At 75.4% G+C, this 19,833-nt stretch carries 15 protein-coding genes and 3 pseudogenes; 5 read left to right on the top strand and 13 right to left on the bottom strand.

Annotated features, from left to right (window positions below; translation table 11 throughout):
- Window position 1: 1 nt before the first annotated feature.
- Window positions 2–976, bottom strand: a complete 975-nt coding sequence (locus tag ACFY00_RS06380) for an alpha-ketoacid dehydrogenase subunit beta (RefSeq protein WP_388027804.1) — start codon at window positions 974–976, stop codon at window positions 2–4.
- Complete coding sequence (gene pdhA, locus ACFY00_RS06375; RefSeq protein ID WP_388027802.1) at window positions 976–2,127, bottom strand: pyruvate dehydrogenase (acetyl-transferring) E1 component subunit alpha; 1,152 nt, start codon at window positions 2,125–2,127, stop codon at window positions 976–978. Before pdhA ends, ACFY00_RS06380 begins: the two co-directional genes overlap by 1 nt.
- A 304-nt stretch (window positions 2,128–2,431) precedes the next feature.
- Here pdhA and ACFY00_RS06370 point away from each other — a divergent pair, with 304 nt between their 5' ends.
- Together ACFY00_RS06370 and ACFY00_RS06365 are read left to right on the top strand one after the other, a co-directional pair.
- Window positions 2,432–3,091 (top strand): response regulator, encoded by a 660-nt coding sequence (locus tag ACFY00_RS06370; protein WP_380237825.1) that lies wholly within the window; start codon window positions 2,432–2,434, stop codon window positions 3,089–3,091.
- A 56-nt stretch (window positions 3,092–3,147) separates the two neighbouring features.
- Window positions 3,148–4,233, top strand: coding sequence for a phosphotransferase enzyme family protein (locus tag ACFY00_RS06365; protein WP_388027800.1), 1,086 nt, complete (start codon window positions 3,148–3,150; stop codon window positions 4,231–4,233).
- A gap of 14 nt (window positions 4,234–4,247) precedes the next feature.
- Here the strand turns inward: ACFY00_RS06365 and ACFY00_RS06360 are convergent, their stop codons facing one another.
- The 6 genes and pseudogenes from ACFY00_RS06360 to ACFY00_RS06335 all read right to left on the bottom strand — a co-directional run bounded on the left by ACFY00_RS06360 (window position 4,248) and on the right by ACFY00_RS06335 (window position 11,745).
- The gene (locus ACFY00_RS06360; protein WP_388027798.1) at window positions 4,248–5,954 is read right to left on the bottom strand and encodes a protein kinase; all 1,707 of its coding nucleotides are present in this window, start codon (window positions 5,952–5,954) and stop codon (window positions 4,248–4,250) included.
- 198 nt (window positions 5,955–6,152) lie between these two features.
- Window positions 6,153–7,448, bottom strand: a pseudogene (locus ACFY00_RS06355) (protein kinase); the annotation flags it as partial.
- 105 nt (window positions 7,449–7,553) lie between these two features.
- Window positions 7,554–8,174, bottom strand: coding sequence for a bacterial proteasome activator family protein (locus ACFY00_RS06350; protein WP_388027796.1), 621 nt, complete (start codon window positions 8,172–8,174; stop codon window positions 7,554–7,556).
- Window positions 8,175–8,261: 87 nt separating this feature from the next.
- On the bottom strand, window positions 8,262–9,308 hold the full coding sequence (locus ACFY00_RS06345) for a hypothetical protein (RefSeq protein WP_388027794.1): 1,047 nt from the start codon (window positions 9,306–9,308) through the stop codon (window positions 8,262–8,264).
- Window positions 9,309–9,569: 261 nt separating this feature from the next.
- Window positions 9,570–10,502, bottom strand: a complete 933-nt coding sequence (locus tag ACFY00_RS06340) for an LAETG motif-containing sortase-dependent surface protein (RefSeq protein ID WP_388027793.1) — start codon at window positions 10,500–10,502, stop codon at window positions 9,570–9,572.
- A 256-nt stretch (window positions 10,503–10,758) separates the two neighbouring features.
- Window positions 10,759–11,745 carry an NAD(P)H-quinone oxidoreductase gene (locus ACFY00_RS06335; RefSeq protein WP_388027790.1) on the bottom strand — a complete coding sequence of 329 codons (987 nt, stop codon included), beginning with the start codon at window positions 11,743–11,745 and terminating at the stop codon, window positions 10,759–10,761.
- 200 nt (window positions 11,746–11,945) lie between these two features.
- On the opposite strand from ACFY00_RS06335, the gene ACFY00_RS06330 reads away from it, so the two are divergent.
- Window positions 11,946–13,004 (top strand): potassium channel family protein, encoded by a 1,059-nt coding sequence (locus ACFY00_RS06330; protein ID WP_388028027.1) that lies wholly within the window; start codon window positions 11,946–11,948, stop codon window positions 13,002–13,004.
- A 107-nt stretch (window positions 13,005–13,111) separates the two neighbouring features.
- Here ACFY00_RS06330 and ACFY00_RS06325 read toward each other — a convergent pair whose 3' ends face one another.
- The 4 genes and pseudogenes from ACFY00_RS06325 to ACFY00_RS06310 all read right to left on the bottom strand — a co-directional run bounded on the left by ACFY00_RS06325 (window position 13,112) and on the right by ACFY00_RS06310 (window position 16,401).
- A complete protein-coding gene (locus tag ACFY00_RS06325; protein ID WP_388027788.1) occupies window positions 13,112–14,341 on the bottom strand; it encodes a molybdopterin molybdotransferase MoeA in 1,230 nt (409 codons plus the stop codon).
- A pseudogene (locus tag ACFY00_RS06320) lies at window positions 14,338–14,616 on the bottom strand (DUF6457 domain-containing protein); the annotation flags it as partial. The pseudogene ACFY00_RS06320 and the gene ACFY00_RS06325, both read right to left, overlap by 4 nt.
- Before the next feature lie 240 nt (window positions 14,617–14,856).
- Window positions 14,857–15,434, bottom strand: a pseudogene (locus tag ACFY00_RS06315) (molybdenum cofactor guanylyltransferase); the annotation flags it as partial.
- Between the two features lie 10 nt (window positions 15,435–15,444).
- Window positions 15,445–16,401: an MBL fold metallo-hydrolase gene (locus ACFY00_RS06310; protein ID WP_388027787.1), complete on the bottom strand. Its 957-nt coding sequence runs from the start codon at window positions 16,399–16,401 to the stop codon at window positions 15,445–15,447.
- 209 nt (window positions 16,402–16,610) lie between these two features.
- Here ACFY00_RS06310 and manA point away from each other — a divergent pair, with 209 nt between their 5' ends.
- Entirely contained in the window at window positions 16,611–17,807 is a 1,197-nt protein-coding gene (gene manA, locus ACFY00_RS06305; RefSeq protein WP_388027785.1) for a mannose-6-phosphate isomerase, class I, read from the top strand.
- 3 nt (window positions 17,808–17,810) lie between these two features.
- Here manA and ACFY00_RS06300 read toward each other — a convergent pair whose 3' ends face one another.
- Complete coding sequence (locus ACFY00_RS06300; RefSeq protein ID WP_388027783.1) at window positions 17,811–18,362, bottom strand: HD domain-containing protein; 552 nt, start codon at window positions 18,360–18,362, stop codon at window positions 17,811–17,813.
- A 118-nt stretch (window positions 18,363–18,480) separates the two neighbouring features.
- Between ACFY00_RS06300 and ACFY00_RS06295 the strand changes: the two genes are divergently transcribed.
- On the top strand, window positions 18,481–19,692 hold the full coding sequence (locus ACFY00_RS06295; RefSeq protein ID WP_388028024.1) for a GNAT family N-acetyltransferase: 1,212 nt from the start codon (window positions 18,481–18,483) through the stop codon (window positions 19,690–19,692).
- Window positions 19,693–19,833 lie beyond the last annotated feature (141 nt).

Raw genomic sequence — 19,833 nt, 5'->3', positions numbered from 1 at the left:
TTCAGAACGCGAGCGCGCGGTCGACGGCGTCGAGCACGCGGTCCAGGTCGGGGAGGTAGGTCTCCTCGACGCGCGACGGCGGGTACGGCGCGTGGTAGCCGCCGACCCGCAGGATCGGCGCCTCCAGGTGGTAGAAGCAGCGTTCGGTGAGCCGGGCGGCGAGCTCGGCGCCGAGGCCGAGGAAGACCGGGGCCTCGTGCACGACGATGCCGCGGCCGGTGCGCTTGACGGACTCCTCCAGGGTGGCGAAGTCGATCGGCGACAGCGAGCGCAGGTCGACCACCTCCAGGCGGCGGCCGTCCTCCTCGGCGGCCTGCGCGGCCTCCTGGCAGACCTTGACCATCGGGCCGTAGGCGATCAGCGTGGCGTCGGTGCCGGGCCGGACGACGCGCGCCGAGTGCAGCGGCAGCATCGGGTCCTCGCCGACCTCGCCCTTGTCCCAGTAGCGGCGCTTGGGCTCCAGGAAGACCACCGGGTCGTCCGACTCGATGGACTGGCGCAGCATCCAGTGCGCGTCGTGCGCGTTGGACGGGCTGACCACCCGCAGACCGGCGGTGTGCGCGAAGTACGCCTCGTGCGACTCGCTGTGGTGCTCGACCGCGCCGATGCCGCCGCCGAACGGGATGCGCACGGTGATCGGCATCTTGACGTGGCCGAGCGCCCGGGCGTGCATCTTGGCGAGCTGGGAGACGATCTGGTCGAAGGCCGGGTAGACGAAGCCGTCGAACTGGATCTCCACCACCGGGCGGTAGCCGCGCAGCGCGAGGCCGATCGCGGTGCCGACGATGCCGGACTCGGCGAGCGGGGTGTCGATCACCCGGTCGTCGCCGAAGTCCTTCTGCAGGCCGTCGGTGATCCGGAAGACGCCGCCGAGCTTGCCGATGTCCTCGCCCATCAGGACGGTCTTCGGGTCGTTCTCCAGCGACTTGCGCAGCGCCTCGTTGAGCGCCTTGGCGATGCTGAGCTGGCCGGCCATCAGTGGTGCTCCCCACCCTCGAAGGAGGCGGCGTACGCCTCGTACTCGGCGCGTTCCTCGTCGACCAGCGGGTGCGGCTCGCTGTAGGCGTGGTCGAAGATCAGGGTCGGGTCCGGGTCGGGCATCGAGCGGACGCCCTCCCGCACGCGCAGGCCCAGCTTCTCGCTCTCGGCCTCGACCTCGGCGAAGAACGCCTCGTCGGCGAGGCCCTCCTTCTCCAGGTGGGCCCTCAGCCGCAGGATCGGGTCCTTGGCCTTCCAGGCCTCGGTCTCCTCGGACTGCCGGTAGCGGGTCGGGTCGTCGGAGGTGGTGTGCGCGCCCATCCGGTAGGTGAACGCCTCGACCAGGACCGGGCCCTGGCCGGTGCGGGCGTGGTCGAGCGCCCAGCGGGTGACCGCGAGGACGGCGAGCACGTCGTTGCCGTCGACCCGGACGCCGGGGAAGCCGAAGCCGGAGGCGCGGCGGTACAACGGGATGCGGGTCTGCACCGTGGTCGGCTCGGAGATCGCCCACTGGTTGTTCTGGCAGAAGAACACCACCGGCGAGTTGTAGACCGAGGCGAAGGTGAAGGCCTCGTTGACGTCGCCCTGGCTGGAGGCGCCGTCGCCGAAGTAGGCGATCACCGCGTCGTCCGCGCCGTCCTTGGTGATGCCCATCGCGTAGCCGGTGGCGTGCAGGGTCTGCGCGCCGATCACGATGGTGTAGAGGTGGAAGTTCTTCTCGTTCGGGTCCCAGCCGCCGTTGTTCACGCCGCGGAACATGCCGAGCAGGTTCAGCGGGTCGACGTCGCGGCACCAGGCCACGCCGTGCTCGCGGTAGGTGGGGAAGGCGTAGTCGCCGGGGCGCATCGCGCGCCCGGAGCCGACCTGGGCCGCCTCCTGGCCCAGCAGCGAGGCCCACAGGCCCAGTTCGCCCTGACGCTGGAGCGAGGTCGCCTCCGCGTCGAAGCGCCGCACCAGGACGAGGTCCCGGTAGAGCGAGCGCAGCTCCTCCGGCGTCACGGTCAGCGGGAACTCCGGGTGCTCGACCCGGTCGCCCTCGGGGGTCAGCAGCTGGACGAGCTCCGGCTCGGCGCCGACGCCGGCCCGGGCGGGGTCGGGGACGCCGGGGGCGGCCTTCTTGCGCGCCCTCGACGTGCTTTTGACGGTCACGTTCACTCCTCGGTCTGTCCGGCCCGCCCGGGGTCGCCGGTGGCCGGTCCGGATCGCCCTTCCGGCTCGTGCGCTTGGGTGTGCGCACCAGTGCGGGCGGGCGGTGTTCCCTTTCCGACGGCGTCCCTCACGAGAACGTTACCCAGCGACGCCCCCCGGCGCCTTTGCGCTAGGACGTCCTAGTTGTTGAGACCGTGGAGGTGATGCGGCTCGGCCGTTCCGGTCAGGACACCAGCGCACGGTATCCGGGCACGGGCCGCTGCGAAAGGGGGTAACCGGCATCGATTTGTGCGACGCTTTGCAAATGACTGATAACGGACATATCAGGGTCTTTCTCCTCGATGATCACGAAGTGGTCCGGCGCGGCGTGCACGACCTGCTCTCCATGGAGGGCGACATCGAGGTGGTGGGCGAGGCCGGGACGGCGGCCGAGGCGCTCAACCGCATCCCCGCGGTCCACCCGGACGTGGCGGTGCTCGACGTCCGGTTGCCCGACGGAAACGGCGTCGAGGTGTGCCGCGAGATCCGTTCCCAGGACCCCTCGGTGAAATGCCTGATGCTCACTTCCTTCTCCGACGACGAGGCGCTCTTCGACTCGATCATGGCGGGGGCCTCCGGATATGTCCTGAAAGCGATCCGCGGAACCGACCTGCTCTCCGCGGTGCGCGACGTCGCGGCCGGCAAGTCGCTGCTCGACCCGGTGGCCACCAGTCGGGTGCTGGCCCGGCTGCGCGACGGGGGCGAGAAGGAGGACGAGCGGATCGCGCAGTTGACGAAGCAGGAGCGCCGGATCCTCGACCTGATCGGCGAGGGGATGACCAACCGGCAGATCGGCAACGAGCTGCACCTGGCCGAGAAGACGGTGAAGAACTACGTCAGCAGCCTGCTCGCCAAGATGGGCATGGAGCGCCGCACCCAGGCCGCCGCCTACGTGGCCCGCCGCCAGGCCGACCAGCACCACTGAGCACGTTCGCACACGCTGTGTCAAGTCACCGTCACGCCGAGTAATACGCTCGGTGCGTGACGGACGGACAGACCCTCTCCCTCGCGCCGGCCCGCCCGGACGCCACCGCTCCCCCCGTCGGAACCCTCAGCCCCCCGGTCGCGCACGCCGCCGTGGCCGGGGTCCTGCGCGCCTACCGCACCCCGCCGCCCACCGCGGTCACCGCGGTCGCGGAGGGCCTGCTCAACCGGGGCTACCGGGTCTCCACCGGGGACGGCGACTACTTCCTCAAGTGCTACGTCGACCCGGCCACCGCCCGCCGGTCCGCGATCACCACCCAGCACCGCGCCACCGCCGCGCTGGCCGCCCGCGGCCTGCCGGTGCCCGCCCCGCTCGCCAACGCGGACGGCGGCACCGTCACCGCGCACGGCGGGCGGCTGTTCGCGCTCTACCCGTGGGTGGCCGGAAACCACCGGCACGGCACCGAGCTCGACCCCGCCCGGTGCGGCGGGCTCGGCACCCTGCTCGGCACCCTGCACGGCGCACTGGCCGAGGTCTGCGCCCCCCTGCGGCAGCCCGCCGGGGTGCTCAGCGCCGAGGTCGAGGAGACCGCGCTGATCGTCGCCGACCTCCGCGCCCTGGCCCGGGCCCACCGCCCCTACGACGCCTTCGACCGGCACGCCGAGCAGCACCTCGTCCAGCGCCTGGAACTGCTCGCCGCCCACCGCCACCGCCGCCCGGACCCGGCCGACGCCCCGCCCACCGGCTGGACCCACGGCGACTTCCACGGCCTGAACCTGCTGCACCGCGGCGACACCGTCAGCGCCGTCCTGGACTGGGACAAGCTCGCCCCGCACCCGGTCGCCGAGGAGGCCGTCCGGGCCGCCACCCTGCTGTTCAACGACCGCACCACCGGCGTCCTCGACCTGCCCCGGGTCCGCCACTGGGCCCGCGCCTACCGCGCCACCGGTGCCGCGGACGCCGAACAGGTCGCCCGCGCCGTCCACCGGGTCTGGTGGGAGCGGCTGAACGACCTGTGGATGCTGCAGTGGCACTACCAGCGCCGCGACCACCGCGCCGACCCGCTGTTCCCGGCCGCGGCCGAGCAGCTGACCTGGTGGTGCCAGGAGTACGAGCAGGTCATGGACGCCTTCGTCAACTGACCTGCCCGCAGCGGCTATCCGGGGATCGGCAGGTTCCCCAGGGCCGCCCCGGTACCGCTCGGCGCCGGGTTGGTGGTGCTGGGCGTGCTCGCGTTACCGGACGGATTGGCGCTGCGGCTCGCGCTCCCGGACGCCGAGCTGCTGGCCGAGGGCGAGCGCGAGGTGCCGCTCGAGGCCGAGGCCGACGGGCTCGCCGGGCGGGAGGCGGTCGGCGGGGGCGTGCTGCCCGGCGTCTCCGGCTGGTGGCTGCTGCTCGGGGCGCGGGTCGGCACCGTCGTGGTGGGCCGCTCGACCGGCTCGTCGCTGGTCGGGGCGGTGGCGCTCTGCACCGGCGCCGTCGGCTTCTGGTCCTTCGGTTCCTGCCCGCGGTGGTTGGCGGTCAGCGCCAGCGCCACCCCGATGGTGGCGGCGAGCACCAGCGCGACCGCGCCCAGCACCCAGCCCCACGGGTTGCGCCGGTGCGGCTTCCCGGGCTCCTCACCGTCCCCGTCCTCCCCGCCGCCGCCCGCTCCGGACACCGCCGGGTAGGGCTGCCCGGGCGTGCGGTACGCCGAGGTGACCTGGTACGGCAGCGCCTCGGTCGCGTCGGCGCCGCCCGCCACCGGGTTCAGCGGCTCGGTGAGCGAGGCGGAGCCGACCGGCGGGGTCTGCTCCCAGGCCCCGGCCGCGGCGGCCGCCGCCAGGCCCGCCGCGCCCGCCGGGTAGCCCGCCCCGGCCGCGCCGTGCATCTGCCGCAGCGCGTGCTGCACGTGGGCGCGGAACTCGTCGGCGCTCTGGAAGCGGTCGTCCGGGTTCTTCTCCAGCGCCCGCATCACCAGCGCGTCCAGCTGCGGCGGCACCCGGTCGTTGACCCGGGACGGCGGCACCGGCGCGTCCTGGACGTGCTGGTAGACCACCGAGAGCGGCGTCTCGCCGACGAACGGCGGCCGCAGGGTGAGGAGTTCGTACAGCATGCAGCCGGCCGCGTACAGGTCGGAGCGGTGGTCGACGGCCTTGCCGAGGGCCTGCTCGGGCGACAGGTACTGCGGGGTGCCCATCACCATGCCGGTCTGGGTCATGGTGGTGGCACCGCCGGCCAGCGCCCGGGCGATGCCGAAGTCCATCACCTTGACCGCGCCGCCGGTGGTGATGATGACGTTGGCGGGCTTGATGTCGCGGTGCACGATGCCGTGCCGGTGGCTGTAGGCCAGCGCCTCCAGCACCCCGGCGGTGATGATCAGCGCCTGGTCGACCGGCGGCGCCTCCTCGTCCACCAGCAGCTCGCGCACGGTGCGGCCCTCGACCAGCTCCATCACGATGTACGGGGCGGACTCCCCGCCGTGCCGCTCCTCGCCGGTGTCGTAGACCGCGACGATCGAGTGGTGGTTGAGCGCCGCGACGGCGTGCGCCTCGCGGGTGAAGCGCAACCGGGCGGTGTCGTCCTCGGCGAGCTCCGAGCGCAGCAGCTTGACGGCGACGGTGCGGCCCAGCCGGATGTCCTGGGCGGCGAACACCTCGGCCATCCCGCCGCGGCCCAGCCGCCGGGTCAGCCGGTAGCGGCCGTCGCCGACCGTGGGGAACGGAACCGAGGTGCCGCGTCCGGGAGTTCGGGGCCCGGCCGGGATGACCTCGGTGGGGCCGGTGGCCTCCTCGGGCCGCTCCGCGTCCCCGTCCCGGGCATCCCCGCCCGGCACGTCCCGCCGCTGTTCCCCGCCGTCGTCCGGTCGTTCGCTCTGACCCATCGCTCCTCGCCCCGGGCACCCGCTCGGCGCGCGCTCGCCCTGTCGGTTCTTCCCCAGCACGCTACCGTCTCGCGCCCTCCGGCGTGGAACGGGAGCACGCGCGCGGGGGTGGGATCGGGCCTCGCGAGCCCGCGGGGGGAGCGGGTTCGAGTACCGTGTCGAGCAAGTGCGCCCGGGGCGTCAGCTGTTCGCGCTGGCCAGCACGGCGACCAGGATGACGAACCCCAGCAGCAGCACGCCCGCGATCACGCAGATCACGATCGCCGCCGTCGAGCAACCGTTGCGCCCGCTCGCCGCCGGGGCCGGGTACGGCATCGGCGCCGGGGCGTGCTGCGCCGGGAACGGCGCCGGGGTGGCCTGCGGGAACGGCTGCTGGAAGCCCGGCTGCGGGAACGGCGGCGGGGTCTGCGCGACCTGCGGGAACGGCGGCGGCGTCTGCGCCGCGTACGGCGGCGGGGTGTGCGGGCCGGGCACCGGCTGGTACGGCTGCTGCACCGACGGCGGGCCCTGCGGACCGGGCACCGGCGGGAAGTTGGTCAGCGACGGCGCGGCGTGCACCGAGCGCGGACCCTCGCCGATCACCAGCGGGGTGGACGCCTGCAACGGCGTGTTGCCGCCGCCCTGCGCCCCCGCCAGGACCCGCTCCAGCTCCTCGCGCATCGCCTCCGCGGTCGGGAACCGGTGCGCCGGGTCCTTCCGCAGCGCCCGCTCCACCAACGCGTCGATCGCGGGGGTGACCGCCCGGTTCAGCGTGGACGGCGCGGGCGGGGTCTCCTGCACGTGCTTGTACGCGATCGAGAACGCCGAGTCGCCGTCGAACGGCAGCTGCCCGCTGAGCAGTTCGAACAGCATGCAGCCGACCGAGTACAGGTCGGAGCGGGCGTCCACGCTCTTGCCGAGCGCCTGCTCCGGCGAGAGGTACTGCGGGGTGCCGACCACCATGCCGGTCTGCGTCATCGAGGTGACGCCGGACTGCAGGGCGCGCGCGATGCCGAAGTCCATCACCTTGACGACGCCCTTGGTGGACACCATCACGTTGGCCGGCTTGATGTCGCGGTGCACCAACCCCTGGTCGTGCGAGGCCTCCAGGGCCGCCAGCACCGCACCGGTGATCTTCAGCGCCTGCTCGTTGGGCATCGCGCCGAGCGTGGTGACCTGCTCGTCCAGCACGTCCTTGAGCGAACGGCCCTCGACGAACTCCATCACGATGTACGGCGTGGTCGACCCGTCCGGCGCGACGTCCTCGCCGGAGTCGAACACCGAGACGATGTTGGTGTGCTGGAGCCGCGCCACCGCCTGCGCCTCGCGCCGGAACCGCTCCTTGAACGAGGCCTCGCGGCCCAGTTCGGTGTGCAGCGTCTTCACCGCGACCTGACGGTCCAGCACCGTGTCGTGGGCGAGGTGGACGGAGGCCATGCCGCCCTGCCCGAGCAGCCGCTGCAGCACGTACCGGCCGTGCCCGAGCGAGTACCCCTCGGTGGTGCCCTCTGTCATCGTCCCAGCTCCCCCTCGGCGCGCGGTACTACTCCGGACACCGGTCAGGGTAGCGGTTCGGGGCCGCGCCGAGACGCGGCCCCCGCGAGGCCACCGTGGGTAGGGCTACAGGTACGGACCGGAGCGGATCCCGCGGCCCGGGCCCTCCTCGTGCTCGCCCTCCGCGCCCTGCAGGCCCGGGGGCAGCGCCCGCCGCATCTGCTCCAACTGGGCGCGCGCCGCCATCTGCTGGGCGAACAGCGCGGTCTGGATGCCGTGGAACAGGCCCTCCAGCCAGCCCACCAACTGCGCCTGGGCGATCCGCAGTTCGGCCTCGGTCGGGATCGTGTCGTCGGCGAACGGCAGCGACAGCCGCTCCAACTCCTCGACCAGCTCCGGGGCCAGGCCCAGCTCCAGCTCCTTGATCGAGCTGGCGTGGATGTCCTTCAACCGCGCCCGGCTCGCCTCGTCCAGGGGCGCCGCCCGCACCTCCTCCAGCAGCTGCTTGATCATGCTGCCGATCCGCATCACCTTCGCCGGCTGCTCGACCATCTCGGTCACCGGCAGCTCGCGCGGCTCGTCCTCCTCGCCGCCCCGCCCGAGCCCGCCGGCCGACGCGGTGCCCACCGCCATTCCGTCCGGTCCGACGATCAGCACCTTCGGACTGTCCTCCGCCCTCCCGCCCGCCGCGGCCTGCGACGCCGGGAAGGACTCTTGCTGCGACCGCTCGTTCATCGGGTTGGTCATAGCTCCTTCATATGCTTCGTCCACCACGATGGTCAACGAAGCTGACCCGCAGATCGTCCCGGACCGGACCGGACGGCCCGACGGACCCTAGCGGCGGCGCAGCCGCAGCCCCACCAGGCCCAGTCCCAGTCCCATCAGCCCCAGGCCGACGCCCAGCGGCAGCAGCCGGGCGGACGGGTCGCTCCAGTGGTGCAGCGGCGGGAGCACCGGCACCGCCGGGCCCGCGGCCAGCACCCCGTCCGCCGCGGCCGACCCCTCCGCGGGCGCGGCCGCCGGGTCGTCCGGCGCGGTGCCGACGTCCGGGCCCGCGCCCGGGGCCGTGCCGGACGACCCGGCGGCGCCCGTGCCAGCGCCCGTGCTCGGCGGGGCGGTGGCCGCGTCCCCCTCCTCCGCCGCGTCCGGCGTCCCCGGTTGCCCGCCGTCCGTGCCGCCGGCTCCGCCCGCTCCCGGCCTCCACGGCTCCGCCGGGAACATCGGCACCACCGGCTGCTGGTGCCGCCCGTGCCCGGGGCCCGCGGTCGGCTGCGGCTCCCCGGCCGCACCGGAGGGCACCGGGGGCGCCGGGGTGGGCGCGGGCGTGGGAGAGGGGGACGGGGACGGTTCCGGCGACTCCGACGGCTGCGGCTCCTCCGAGGGCTGCGCCGACTGCGAGGGCTGCCAAGGCTGCGAGGGCCCGGCCGGAGCGGACGGGAGCGGCGGGAGCGGCGGGAGCGGGACGATCGGCGAGGCGGCCACCCGGGTGGCCGTGGCCGTGGCGGTGCCAGTGGCCGGGGTGGACGGCACCGCCGTCCCGGATATCGCGCCGCCCGGCGGACGGCCCTCGGCGGGCGCCGGGCCGCCGGACGGCGAACTGCTCGGCAGCGGGCTCGCGGGCAGCGCGGTGGCCCCCGCCGCGAGCCCCGCCACCTGCTGCCGGACCGCGTCCCACTGGGCCCGCGCCTGCTGCCGGGCCGCGTCCAGTTGCGCCTGCGCCTGCTGCCGGGCGGCAGCCGCCGGATCGACGGCCAGCGCCGGAACGGTCAGTAGCAGCGGCACCGCCGCGCCGGTCAGCGCCGCCCAACGGCGCAGCGCGAGCGGACGGGCGACGGTGGCGCGGACCGGGACGGCGGGCACGGAGCGGCGGCGAGCGAGCATGGAAAGCAGGTCCTCCCGACGGCCGCCGCAGAGGGCTGCGGGCGGAGGCGGAACAGCTTGTGACCAGACTCACATACCATCGCGAACCAGGCATATCGGACGTCCCGCCCCCTGCTCCCGACCGCACGACGACGCCCCGCCGTACCAAGTCGATGCCGACCTCACCCGGCCCCGGCCCCGGCCACAGCCGCCCGCCGACGCAGCGCTCCGCCCCGACGGCGCCGGCGGCCGTCGGGGCGGAGCAGGTCGAGGACCGACCGGTCAGCCGCGGGCCCCCGCGGCACGACGACGGGCGAAGACCACGGCACCGGCACCGAGCACCACCAGCGCCGTCCCGCCGATCAGCATCGGGGCGGAGGAGGAGCCGCCGCCGGTGGACGCCAGGTTCGCCGCGACGGGCACCGCGGACGGGCTCGCGACGGCGGAGCTCACGGCCGCGGCCGGGACGGCGGCCCGGGCGGTCGGGGAGGCCGGGGCCACCGAGGCGCTCGGGGCCGTGGTGCCGGGCGTGGCGGCGGGGCTGGTCGGGGCCTTGGTGGCGGTCGCGGAAGCCGAGGCGGTCGGGGCGGCCGGGTGCACGATCGGCAGCGCGAAGTTCGTGACCGGCCCGAGCGGGGCCCCACCGGACAGCCGCCCGGCCGCGAGCGAGACGTCGACCCGGGCCTGCGCGGCGTCGAACTGCTTGGCGACGGACAGCCGGAACAGGAACCGGGTGGCGCGAACGGCGTCGAGGTCGGTGGCCAGGAAGGAGGTGTCGGCGTGCAGCACCACGTCACAGCCGTACGCCAGCGGGACGGTCTTCCACTCGCCGTGCGCCATGACCTGGAGCACCAGGTCCTTCGGCGTCAGGTTGCCCTCGGTGCCGTTGCCCGCCCCGTTGTGGAAGGTCAGGAAGGGCACGACGCCCTGGGCGACGCCCGGGCCCGGGTTGAGCATCTCGACGCCGAACTCGACCGGCGCGCCGCCCGCGGTGACCTGGCTCTCCGTCATCGGGAGCACGCCGGCCGACACGCCCTGCGGCACGGCGGCCGCGGCGGAGGGCCGAGCGGCCGGGGCGCCCGCGGCCGACGCGGCAGCGGGCTCGTCGCCGCACGCCCAGGCACTGGAGGCACCGGTCAGGACGGGGACGGTGGCGCCGAGGACGACGACGGCGGCGAAGGAGGCGAGGCGGGCGCGGCGGGTGCGGACGGACATCGGGCTGTTCCCTCGGAAGTGGGCGGGCGAGCGGCGGGGTTCGCGTCCGCCCTGTTCGGGCCGGCGGGCCCGGTCGGACGCGGTACGGGAATCATGTCGAGCGGTTATCCCGCATCGGTGCTCGATTCGTCACCGCCGTGCAACAGCCGACCGCACACCAACCAACCGGTACTGCCCGGGAAGTCGACGTACCGTTCGGACACCGCCGAACTTTCCCGAACCCGCCGGAACCGGACCCGCCCCACCGCGCGGCCGGTCAGCCCTGCGGGCCGCCCGGGACCTCCAGCACGACCTTGCCGACCTGGGCCCCGGCCTCGACCACCCGGTGGGCCTCGGCCGCCTCGGTGATCGGCAGGACGCGGTCGACGACCGGACGGACCACGCCCGCCTCGACCAGCGGCCAGACGTGCTCCCGGACGGCCGCCACGATGGCCGCCTTCTCGCCGAGCGGGCGGCCGCGCAGGTTGGTGGCGACCAGCGCGGCGCGCTTGCCGAGCAGGGTGGAGAGGTTCACCTCGGCCTTGACGCCGCCCTGCAGGCCGATCACCACCAGGCGCCCGTTGACGGCCAGCGCGTCGATGTTCCGCTGCAGGTACTTGGCGCCGATGATGTCGAGGACGACGTCGGCCCCGCCGAGCGCGGCGACCTCCGCGACGAAGTCCTGCCGGTGGTAGTCGATCAGCAGGTCGGCACCGAGCTCGGCGCAGCGGGCGAGCTTCTCGGGGCTGCCCGCGGTGACCGCGACCCGGGCGCCGACGGCCTTGGCGAGCTGGATCGCCATGGTGCCGATGCCGCTGGCGCCGCCGTGGAGCAGGACGGTCTCGCCGGGTCGCAGGTGGGCCACCTGGAACACGTTGGACCACACCGTGCAGGCCACCTCGGGCAGCGCCGCCGCCTGCTGGGCGGTCAACCCCTTGGGAACCGGCAGCAGTTGACCGACCGGAACGGAGACCTGCTGCGCGTACCCGCCGCCCGCGAGCAGCGCGCAGACCTCGTCGCCGACCGCCCAGCCGGCCACACCGGGGCCGAGCGCGGTGATCCGGCCCGCGCACTCCAGGCCGGGGTACGGCGAACTGCCGGGCGGCGGGTCGTAGAAGCCCTGGCGCTGCAGCAGGTCGGCCCGGTTGACCGCGGTGGCGGAGACCTCGACCAGCACTTCGCCGGCCGCCGGGACGGGATCGGGGACCTCGGCCCAGACCAGCCGCTCGGGGCCGCCGGGCTCGGGAATCGTGATGGCTCGCATGGCCGCCACGCTACGCCCCCGCCCCCTTCGCACCCCGGCCCCCTCGCCGTCAACGGACAGTCCGTCAGGGTCCGCGGGGCCCCGGTGACAGGGTGGCGACACTCCGCCCCCACCGCCCCCCGGCACCGCCCTGACCCCCCATCCTTGTGCCTGTGCCGAATTCCAAGCCGCCCCACGACACGGGTGCCCGGCCGTCCCGCCTGACGCTCAACCGCTTCCGGGACACGGGCACCGACACCATCGACCCCACCCGCCGGATCGCCCTGCCGGCCCGGCGGACCCGCCCGCCGCTGCGCCAGGTCGCCCGCCGCCTGCTGCTGGCCCTGGGCGTGCTGGTGGCCACCACGCTGATCGTGTACGCGGACCACGCGGGCTACCACGACAACGCGGACTCCTCGGTCAGCCTGCTCGACTCGGCGTACTACGCCACCGTCACCCTCTCCACCACCGGGTACGGCGACATCACCCCGGTGAGCGACTCCGCGCGGCTGGTGAACGTCCTCGTGATCACGCCGCTGCGCGTGCTCTTCCTGATCATCCTGGTCGGCACGACCCTCGAAGTGCTCACCGAACGCACCCGCCTGCAGTGGCGGATCGAACGCTGGAGGCAGACCGTGCGGGACCACACCGTCGTCATCGGCTACGGCACCAAGGGCCGCAGCGCCGTGGACACCCTGCTCGGCCAGGGCGTCCCGAAGGAGTCCATCGTGGTGGTCGACCCGCAGGCCAAGGCGATCGACCAGGCCACCCACGACGGGCTGGTCGGCGTGCTCGGCGACGCCACCCGGGCCGCGACCCTGGTCCGGGCCGAACTGCCGCGCGCCGCCCAGGTGGTGGTCGCCCCCGAACGCGACGACACCGCCGCCCTGATCACCCTGACCGCCCGCCAGCTGAACAAGGGCGCCACCGTGGTCGCCGCCGTCCGCGAGGACGAGAACGCCCCGCTGCTGCGGCAGAGCGGCGCGGACGTGGTGGTCACCTCGTCCAGCTCCGCGGGCCGACTGCTCGGCATGTCGATGCTCAGCCCGAACGCGGGCTCGGTGATGGAGGACCTGCTGACCTACGGCAACGGCCTGGACGTCGCCGAACGCCCGGTCACCAAGGCCGAGGCCGGGCGCAGTCCGCGCGAGCTGGACGACCTGGTGGTGGCGGTGGTCCGCGGCCGCCGGGTGCTCAACTACACCGAGCCGGAGGCCGCGACCCTGCAGCTCACCGACCGCCTGATCGTCATCAAGCCGGGCGCCCCGGTCGTCCACTGACGCTCCGCCGGAGCCTCGGTTCCACGTGGAACCGAGGCCGTCGCGTTCCCGTACGCGTCACCCGGACGCGAGCGGTCCGGTTCCACGTGGAACGGTCCGCCCGGGCCTCAGGACAGCGGCAGCGCCAGCACCTCGGCGCACTCCCCCGCCGCCAGGCCGCCGGGCGGGACGACCGCCAGCGCCTCGGCCCGGGCCAGACCGCGCAGCATCGCCGGGCCGTCGTGCGGCAGCGGGGCCAGCCCGGCGGCGGTGCGGCGCACCGGGTGCAGCCGGGTGTCGGCCGGGTGGCCGGGCAGCGCGGCGGCCAGCGGTTCGGCGGGTCCGGCGGCCGGGACGGTGCGGCCGGACAGCGCGTGCAGCAGCGGCAGGGCCAGCGTGAGGGTGCCCGCCACGGCGGCCAGCGGGTTGCCGGGCAGGCCCACCAGGTGGCGTCCGCCCGGCAGCGCCGCCAGCAGCATCGGGTGCCCGGGCCGCACCGCCACCCCGTCCACCAGCGGGTGCCCGCCGGTCGCCTCCAGCGCGGCGTGCAGGAAGTCCACCGGCCCGGCGGCCGTCCCGCCGGTGGTGAGCACCAGGTCGGCGGGCGAGTGCCGGATCGCGTCCCGCAGCAGCCCGAAGTCGTCCCGGACGTGGCGGCTGCCCAGCAGTTCGGCCCCGGCCCCGGCCAGCCACGGCGGCAGCAGCGGACCCAGTGCGTCCCGCACCCGTCCCGGCCCGGGCAGCCCGGCCACCAGCAGCTCGTCGCCCAGCACCAGCAGTTCCACGGTCGGCCGCCGGTGCACCGCCAGCCGGTCGTGCCCGGCCGCGGCGGCCAGCCCCAGCACCGCCGGGGTCACCGGCAGCCCGGCGGGCAGCAGTTCCTCGCCCCGGCCGCACTCCTGGCCGCGCGGCCGGACGTCCTGGCCGGGCGCCACCTCACCGCGCAGCTCGGCGGTGCCGTCCGGGAGCTCGGTGCGCACGCCGTGCTCGCGCCGGAGCACCCCGGTGGCGCCGGGCGGCAGTTGGGCACCGGTGGCGATCTCCACCGCCGCGCCGTCCGCCAGCGGCGCGCAGTCCTGGCCCGCCAGCACCCGACCGGACAACCGCCACGGGCCCGGCCCGGCCACCGCCCAGCCGTCCATCGCCGAGGTGTCGAAGGCCGGCAGGTCGGTGAGCGCCGCCAGCGGCTCGGCGAGCGTCCGCCCGGCCGCCACCGCCAGCTCCACCCGCTCCACCGGCAGCGGGCGGGCCGCCGACCGCGCCGCGTGCCGGGCCGCCGGCCACGGACACCCGCGCAACGTGGGCGCCCCGGAGGTCACCCGGACCTCCTGCGCCCGTTCCGCCGCCGCCCGGCTCATCGCCCGTCCGCCCCGTCGGCCTCCGCGGCCCACCGCTCGGCCAGCGCCGTCACCCTGGCGTTCGCCGCGGCCACCGCGGCCGCCCCGCCACCGCCCGCGGCCGCCGCGTAGCCGACCAGGAACGCGGTGAGCGGCGCGGCCGGGCGCTCGACGCCGTGCGCGACCACCCGGGTCATGTCCAGCAGCCCGCGGACGTCCACGTCCAGCTCCACGCCCAGTTCGGCAGCGGCCGCGGCCATCCAGTCGTCCAGTGTGCGTTCCATGACGCCATGCTGCCCGATCCCAACCCCGACAAGCCGCTCCCCCGGTGAGCACCGCGGTTCGTTTCGCTCACCGTCCGCCCCCGCCCACCGTGAGACGCCCGCCCGCGGACACCGGGCAGGGGCCCCGCCAGGGGCTCGGGGAACGGCGAGTCCGAGCTGCCGCCGTCCGGAACCCACCGACGCGTCCGCGCTGCTCCGGGCCGCAGTGACAGAACCCGAAGCCACCGCCCCCCGGACTCCCGGCCGCTTCACCCGCCCGCCCGCTCGCGGGCCGCCGCCAGTTCGTCCCAGGTGTCGCAGTCGAAGGAGGCACCCGCCGGATCGGGCAGCCGGGCCAGGCGCAGGCCGTCGAGGAGGCGGCGCAGCGGTCGGCCGGCCGGGTCGCCCAGTGCGGCGAGCGCGGCCCGCAGCGGGGCGGTGCGGTAGGCGGCGGCCAGGGGCTGGTCGCGGCCCGCGGCGTCGACCAGGAGGGCGCCGTCGCGGGCGGGGTCGTCGAGCGCGGCCAGCAGCCGTCGCACCGTCGCGGCGTCCAGGAAGGGCAGGTCCGCGGCCAGCAGCAGGACCCGCGGCGCGGTCACCGCGGGCAGCGCGGCGGCCACCGCCGCGACCGGCCCGCCGCCCGGCGGGTCCTCGCGCAGCCAACGCACCCCGCCCCGTTCGGTCGGCCTCCGGGGGCCGACCACCAGCACCGCCCGGGCGTCCGGGCAGGCCGCCAGCACCCGGTCCAGCAGCGGACGGCCGCCGACCGTCAGCGCCGGTTTGTCCGCCCCGCCGAGCCGACGCCCCGCCCCGCCGGCCGCCACCACCGCGTCGTACCCGCTCTCCGTCACCCCGGCAGTATCACCGCTCGCCGTCGCCGACCTCGGCCTCGGCCACCCCGTCCGCACCCTCCGTGCCGTTCGGCTCGGTCGGTTCGTCCGGCTCGGTCGGGATCACCCGGCGGGCGGTGTTCGCCGCCGCGCCGTGCTCCAGGATCGCGGGCAGGGTCAGGCCTCCGTAGCGGGCGTTCACCGCGGCGACCAGCGCCTCCGGGTCGTCCGGGTGGTCGTGCAGCGCCTCGTCGAAGTCGCGCAGGTAGCCCGCGGTGAAGGCGAGCACCCGGTGCGCGTCGTCGTCCGCGCCGGGGGCGCGGTGCCCGGCGACGACCCGGTCCACGCCGAGGTCGGCGATCAGGCCGAGGTTGTGCGACCACTGGCCGCGGGCGTCGGGGTCGGTGTCGGCCGTCCAGACGTGGGTGCCGTTGTAGACGAAGTCGCCCGCGATCACGGTGCGGATGCTCGGCAGGTGGACGAGGGTGGAACCCGCGCTGTCGCCCTGGCCCAGCTGCAGGACCCGGATCAGCTGGCCGTCGATCATCAGCGGCTGCGGGAGCAGCGGCGCGGGCAGCAGCGGCTGGTCCGGGATGTCGTCGCCGTAGACCGGCTTCCACTGGGCGACCTTCGCCGCCGCGGTCTGCCCGATGCCCTCGACCACCGAGGGCGCGGCGACCAGTTGCGCGGTCGGGAAGAGCCGCAGCACCTCCTCGGCGCCGAAGTAGTGGTCGGGGTGCTGGTGGCTGACCACGATCGCGAGCAGGTCGCGGCCCTTGCCCGCGATCCACTCGGCGAGTTCGCGGCCGGCGCTGCGGGTCAGCTGGGCGTCGACCAGGATCGCCGTGCGCTCGCCCATGATCAGGCTGGAGGTGGCGAAGAACGCGCTCTCCGGGCCGGTGAAGACCTCGACCTGCAGCGGGCGGGTGGCCGGGACGGCGCCCGTCGGGTGGCCGTGGGCGCTCTCGTCGGGCGGTGACGCGTTCACGGCTGCTCCCCTGCTCGGTCCGGTGGTCGGTGCGGCGGGCCCGCGGGCGGTCCCGTACCGTCCAGCCTGGCCGGAAGACCCCGGTGCCGCCGGGTGGGCACGCCCAGGAGGGTGATCAACCGGACGGGCGGGCGGTCCGGGGGCGTCGGATATTGTCGGTGCTCTCCGCGCACCTGGCAGCTCGACACCCACCATTTCGGGAGAACGTGATGGATCGGCTCGACAACACCGTCCGCGACTACGCCTGGGGTTCGTCCACGGCCATCCCGGAACTGCTCGGCCGTCCCGCCACCGGTGCGCCCCAGGCCGAACTGTGGATGGGCGCCCACCCCGGCGCGCCGTCCCTGGTCGACCGCGGCGACGGTCCGGTCGCCCTCGACCGGGTGATCGCCGCGGACCCGGTCGGCGAGCTGGGCGCCGCGTCCGTGGAGCGGTTCGGGACGACGCTGCCGTTCCTGGCGAAGGTGCTCTCCGCGGCCCTGCCGCTCTCCCTGCAGGTCCACCCGACCCGCGAGCAGGCCCGGACCGGGTACGCGGACGAGGAGGCCCGCGGCGTCCCGCTCGACGCCCCGCACCGCAACTACAAGGACGACAACCACAAGCCGGAGCTGATCTGCGCGCTCGACGAGGGGCTGGAGGGGCTGTGCGGCTTCCGCCCGCCCGCCGACGCGGCCGCGCTGATGGCCTCGCTCGACGTCCCCGGGCTGGACCCGCTGATCGAGCTGCTGCGCACCAAGCCGGAGGCGGAGGCCTTGGCCGGGGCGCTCGCCGGGGCGCTGGGGCTGACCGACGCCGCGGGCCGGGAGACCGTGGACGCCGTCGCCCGCGCCGTCACCGCCGCCGCCCCGTCCGACCCGACCGGTGAGCTGGCCGGGTACGCGTTCGCCGCCGCCGAGTGGCCGGGCGACCCCGGGCTGGTCGCCGGGCTGCTGCTCAACCACGTCCGGCTGCAGCCCGGCGAGGCGCTCTACCTCGGAGCCGGCCTGCCGCACGCCTACCTGCGCGGCACCGGCGTCGAGATCATGGCCAACTCCGACAACGTGCTGCGCTGCGGCTTCACCCCCAAGCACGTGGACGTTCCCGAGCTGCTCCGGGTGGTCGACTTCCGCAGCGGCCTCCCGGAGGTCCTGCGCCCCGAGCCCGCTGCGGACGGCGAGCGGCTCTACCCGGTGCCGATCGACGAGTTCCGGCTCTCCCGCTACGACCTCGCCGACCGCCCCGCCACCCTGCCCGGCGACGCCCCGCAGATCCTGCTGTGCACCGCCGGAACGGCCGAACTCACCTCCGGCGAGCAGACCTTGACGCTCCGCCGGGGCGAGTCCGCGTTCCTCCCCGCCCGCGGCACCACGACCGTCCTGACCGGCCCGGGGGCGACCGTCTTCCGCAGCACCGTCACGCTCCGCTAGGGCCTAGAGCGGGTGGCGCGCCTGGTACGCCAGGCGTGCCGCCGCCGACTCGCCGACGGCGGACAGCAGTTCGTCCAGGGCGAGGAACCACGACCAGCGCTCGCCGCCGCCCGCCCGGGCCAGGGCGTCGACCAGCAGGTCCTCCAGCTCCGGCACCCGCCGGTCCTTCCACACCTTGTCGGCCAGGCTGACCAGCAGGTCCTCGGCGGTGGCGGCCGGGCCCCAGTCGGCGTGTCCGGCCGCGAACCGGGCCAGCCGGGGCGGCACGCCCGCGGCGAGCAGCAGGTCGCGCCCGGCCGGTTCGTGCGCCGAGCCCGGGCCGGACAGCTCGCCCCGGTGCGCCGTCTTCCCGATGTCGTGGGTGGCCGCGCCGAACAGCACCGCGTCCCGGTCGAACGCCAGCTCCGGGCAGCGCTCCGCGACCCAGTCGGCCAGCCGCCAGGCCACGTCGTGCACCAGCCGCAGGTGCGCCACCAGCCGCGGCGGCGCCGCCAACTCGCCCAGCAGTGCCAGTACTTCGTCCGGCAGCGGGCGCAGTTCCAGGTCCTCGTCCATGGCGGGCGACCCTACCCCACCCCCCGGGCGGCCCCGTTTAACCACTTGACCGTGCACGCGCCAGGCGGCTGCACTGATCCGCAGCAGCGACGGCGCCCCGGGAAGGCAGCGGCAGTTGATCGACATCCGGCCCACCACCGAGCAGGACCACGAGCTCTTCGTCGAGACCATGCACGCCGCGTTCGGCCTGTTCGTCGACCCGCCCGGCGAGGACGGCGGCGGCGTCTGGTGGTCGGCCTTCGAACCGGAGCGCGGCCTGCTCGCCCGCGACGCGGACGGCCGGCCGATCGGCACCGCCGGGGCGTACACCTTCGAACTGACCCTCCCCGGCGGGCGGATCGTCCCGGTCTCCGGGGTGACGGCCGTCGGCGTGCTGCCCTCACACCGGCGGCAGGGCGTGCTCACCGCGATGATGCGCCGTCAACTCGCCGACCTGCGGGCCCGCGGCGAGGTGCTGTCCGTCCTGCTCGCCTCCGAGTCGGTGATCTACCGGCGCTTCGGCTACGGCCCCGCGACCTACACCCGGGCGCTGACCGTCCCCCGGCACAAGGCCGCCCTCACCCCGCCGCGCGCCGGGGCCGAGCCCGCCGGGACGGTCGAACTGCTGCACCGCGACAAGGCGGTGGAGCTGCTGGAGCAGGTCTACGACCGCTACCGGCGCACCCGCCCCGGCTCGGTCTCCCGCCCGCACCGCTGGTGGGACCGCGGCGCCGGCCAGCCCCCGGTCGCCCCCAAGCCCCGCTACGTCGCCCTGCACCGGAACGCCGACGGCGAGCCCGACGGGTACGCCAGCTACGCGATCGAGGACAAGCGCAGCCTGGTCGTCGACGAGACGATCGCCGCGACCGACGCCGGGTACACCGCCCTGGTCCGCTACCTGCTCGGCCACGACCTGGTCCAGGAGGTGGTGTTCCGGCACGTCCCGCCGGACAGCCCGCTGCCCTGGCAGCTCGCCGACTTCAACGCCGCCCAGCCCGGCAAGCACACCGACTGGCTCTGGGCCCGGGTGCTGGACGTCCCGGGCGCGCTCACCGCCCGCGGCTGGAGCACCGACGGCACGCTCGTCCTCGACGTCGACGACCCGTTCCTCGGCGAGCGCCACCGCCACCTGCTGACCGTCCGCGACGGCAGGGCCGAGTGCACCCCCACCGACCTCGCGCCCGACCTCTCCCTCGACGTCAGCGACCTCGGCTCGATCCTGCTCGGCGGCACCGCCCCCAGCACCCTGGTCCGGGCCGGCCACCTGCGCGCCCACCGCGCCGACGTCCCGGCCCGCGCCGACGCCCTGTTCCGCTCCGACCGCGAACCGCACTGCCTGCACTGGTTCTGACCGGCGTCCGACCCCCTGCGTACCCTGCCCGCATGCACCTGCTCCTGGACGACGGCCCCAGCGCCGCCGATGCGCCCGGCCCGCGCACCGGCGGCCTCCCGCTCGCCCCCGCCGACTTCGCGTGGCCGCACTGCCGCGAGT

Source organism: Kitasatospora sp. NPDC001540 (assembly GCF_042894345.1).
Lineage (GTDB): Bacteria > Actinomycetota > Actinomycetes > Streptomycetales > Streptomycetaceae > Kitasatospora > Kitasatospora phosalacinea_C.
The sequence above is the reverse complement of the archived record's forward strand: the minus strand, read 5'-3'. Positions and strand labels throughout refer to the sequence as shown.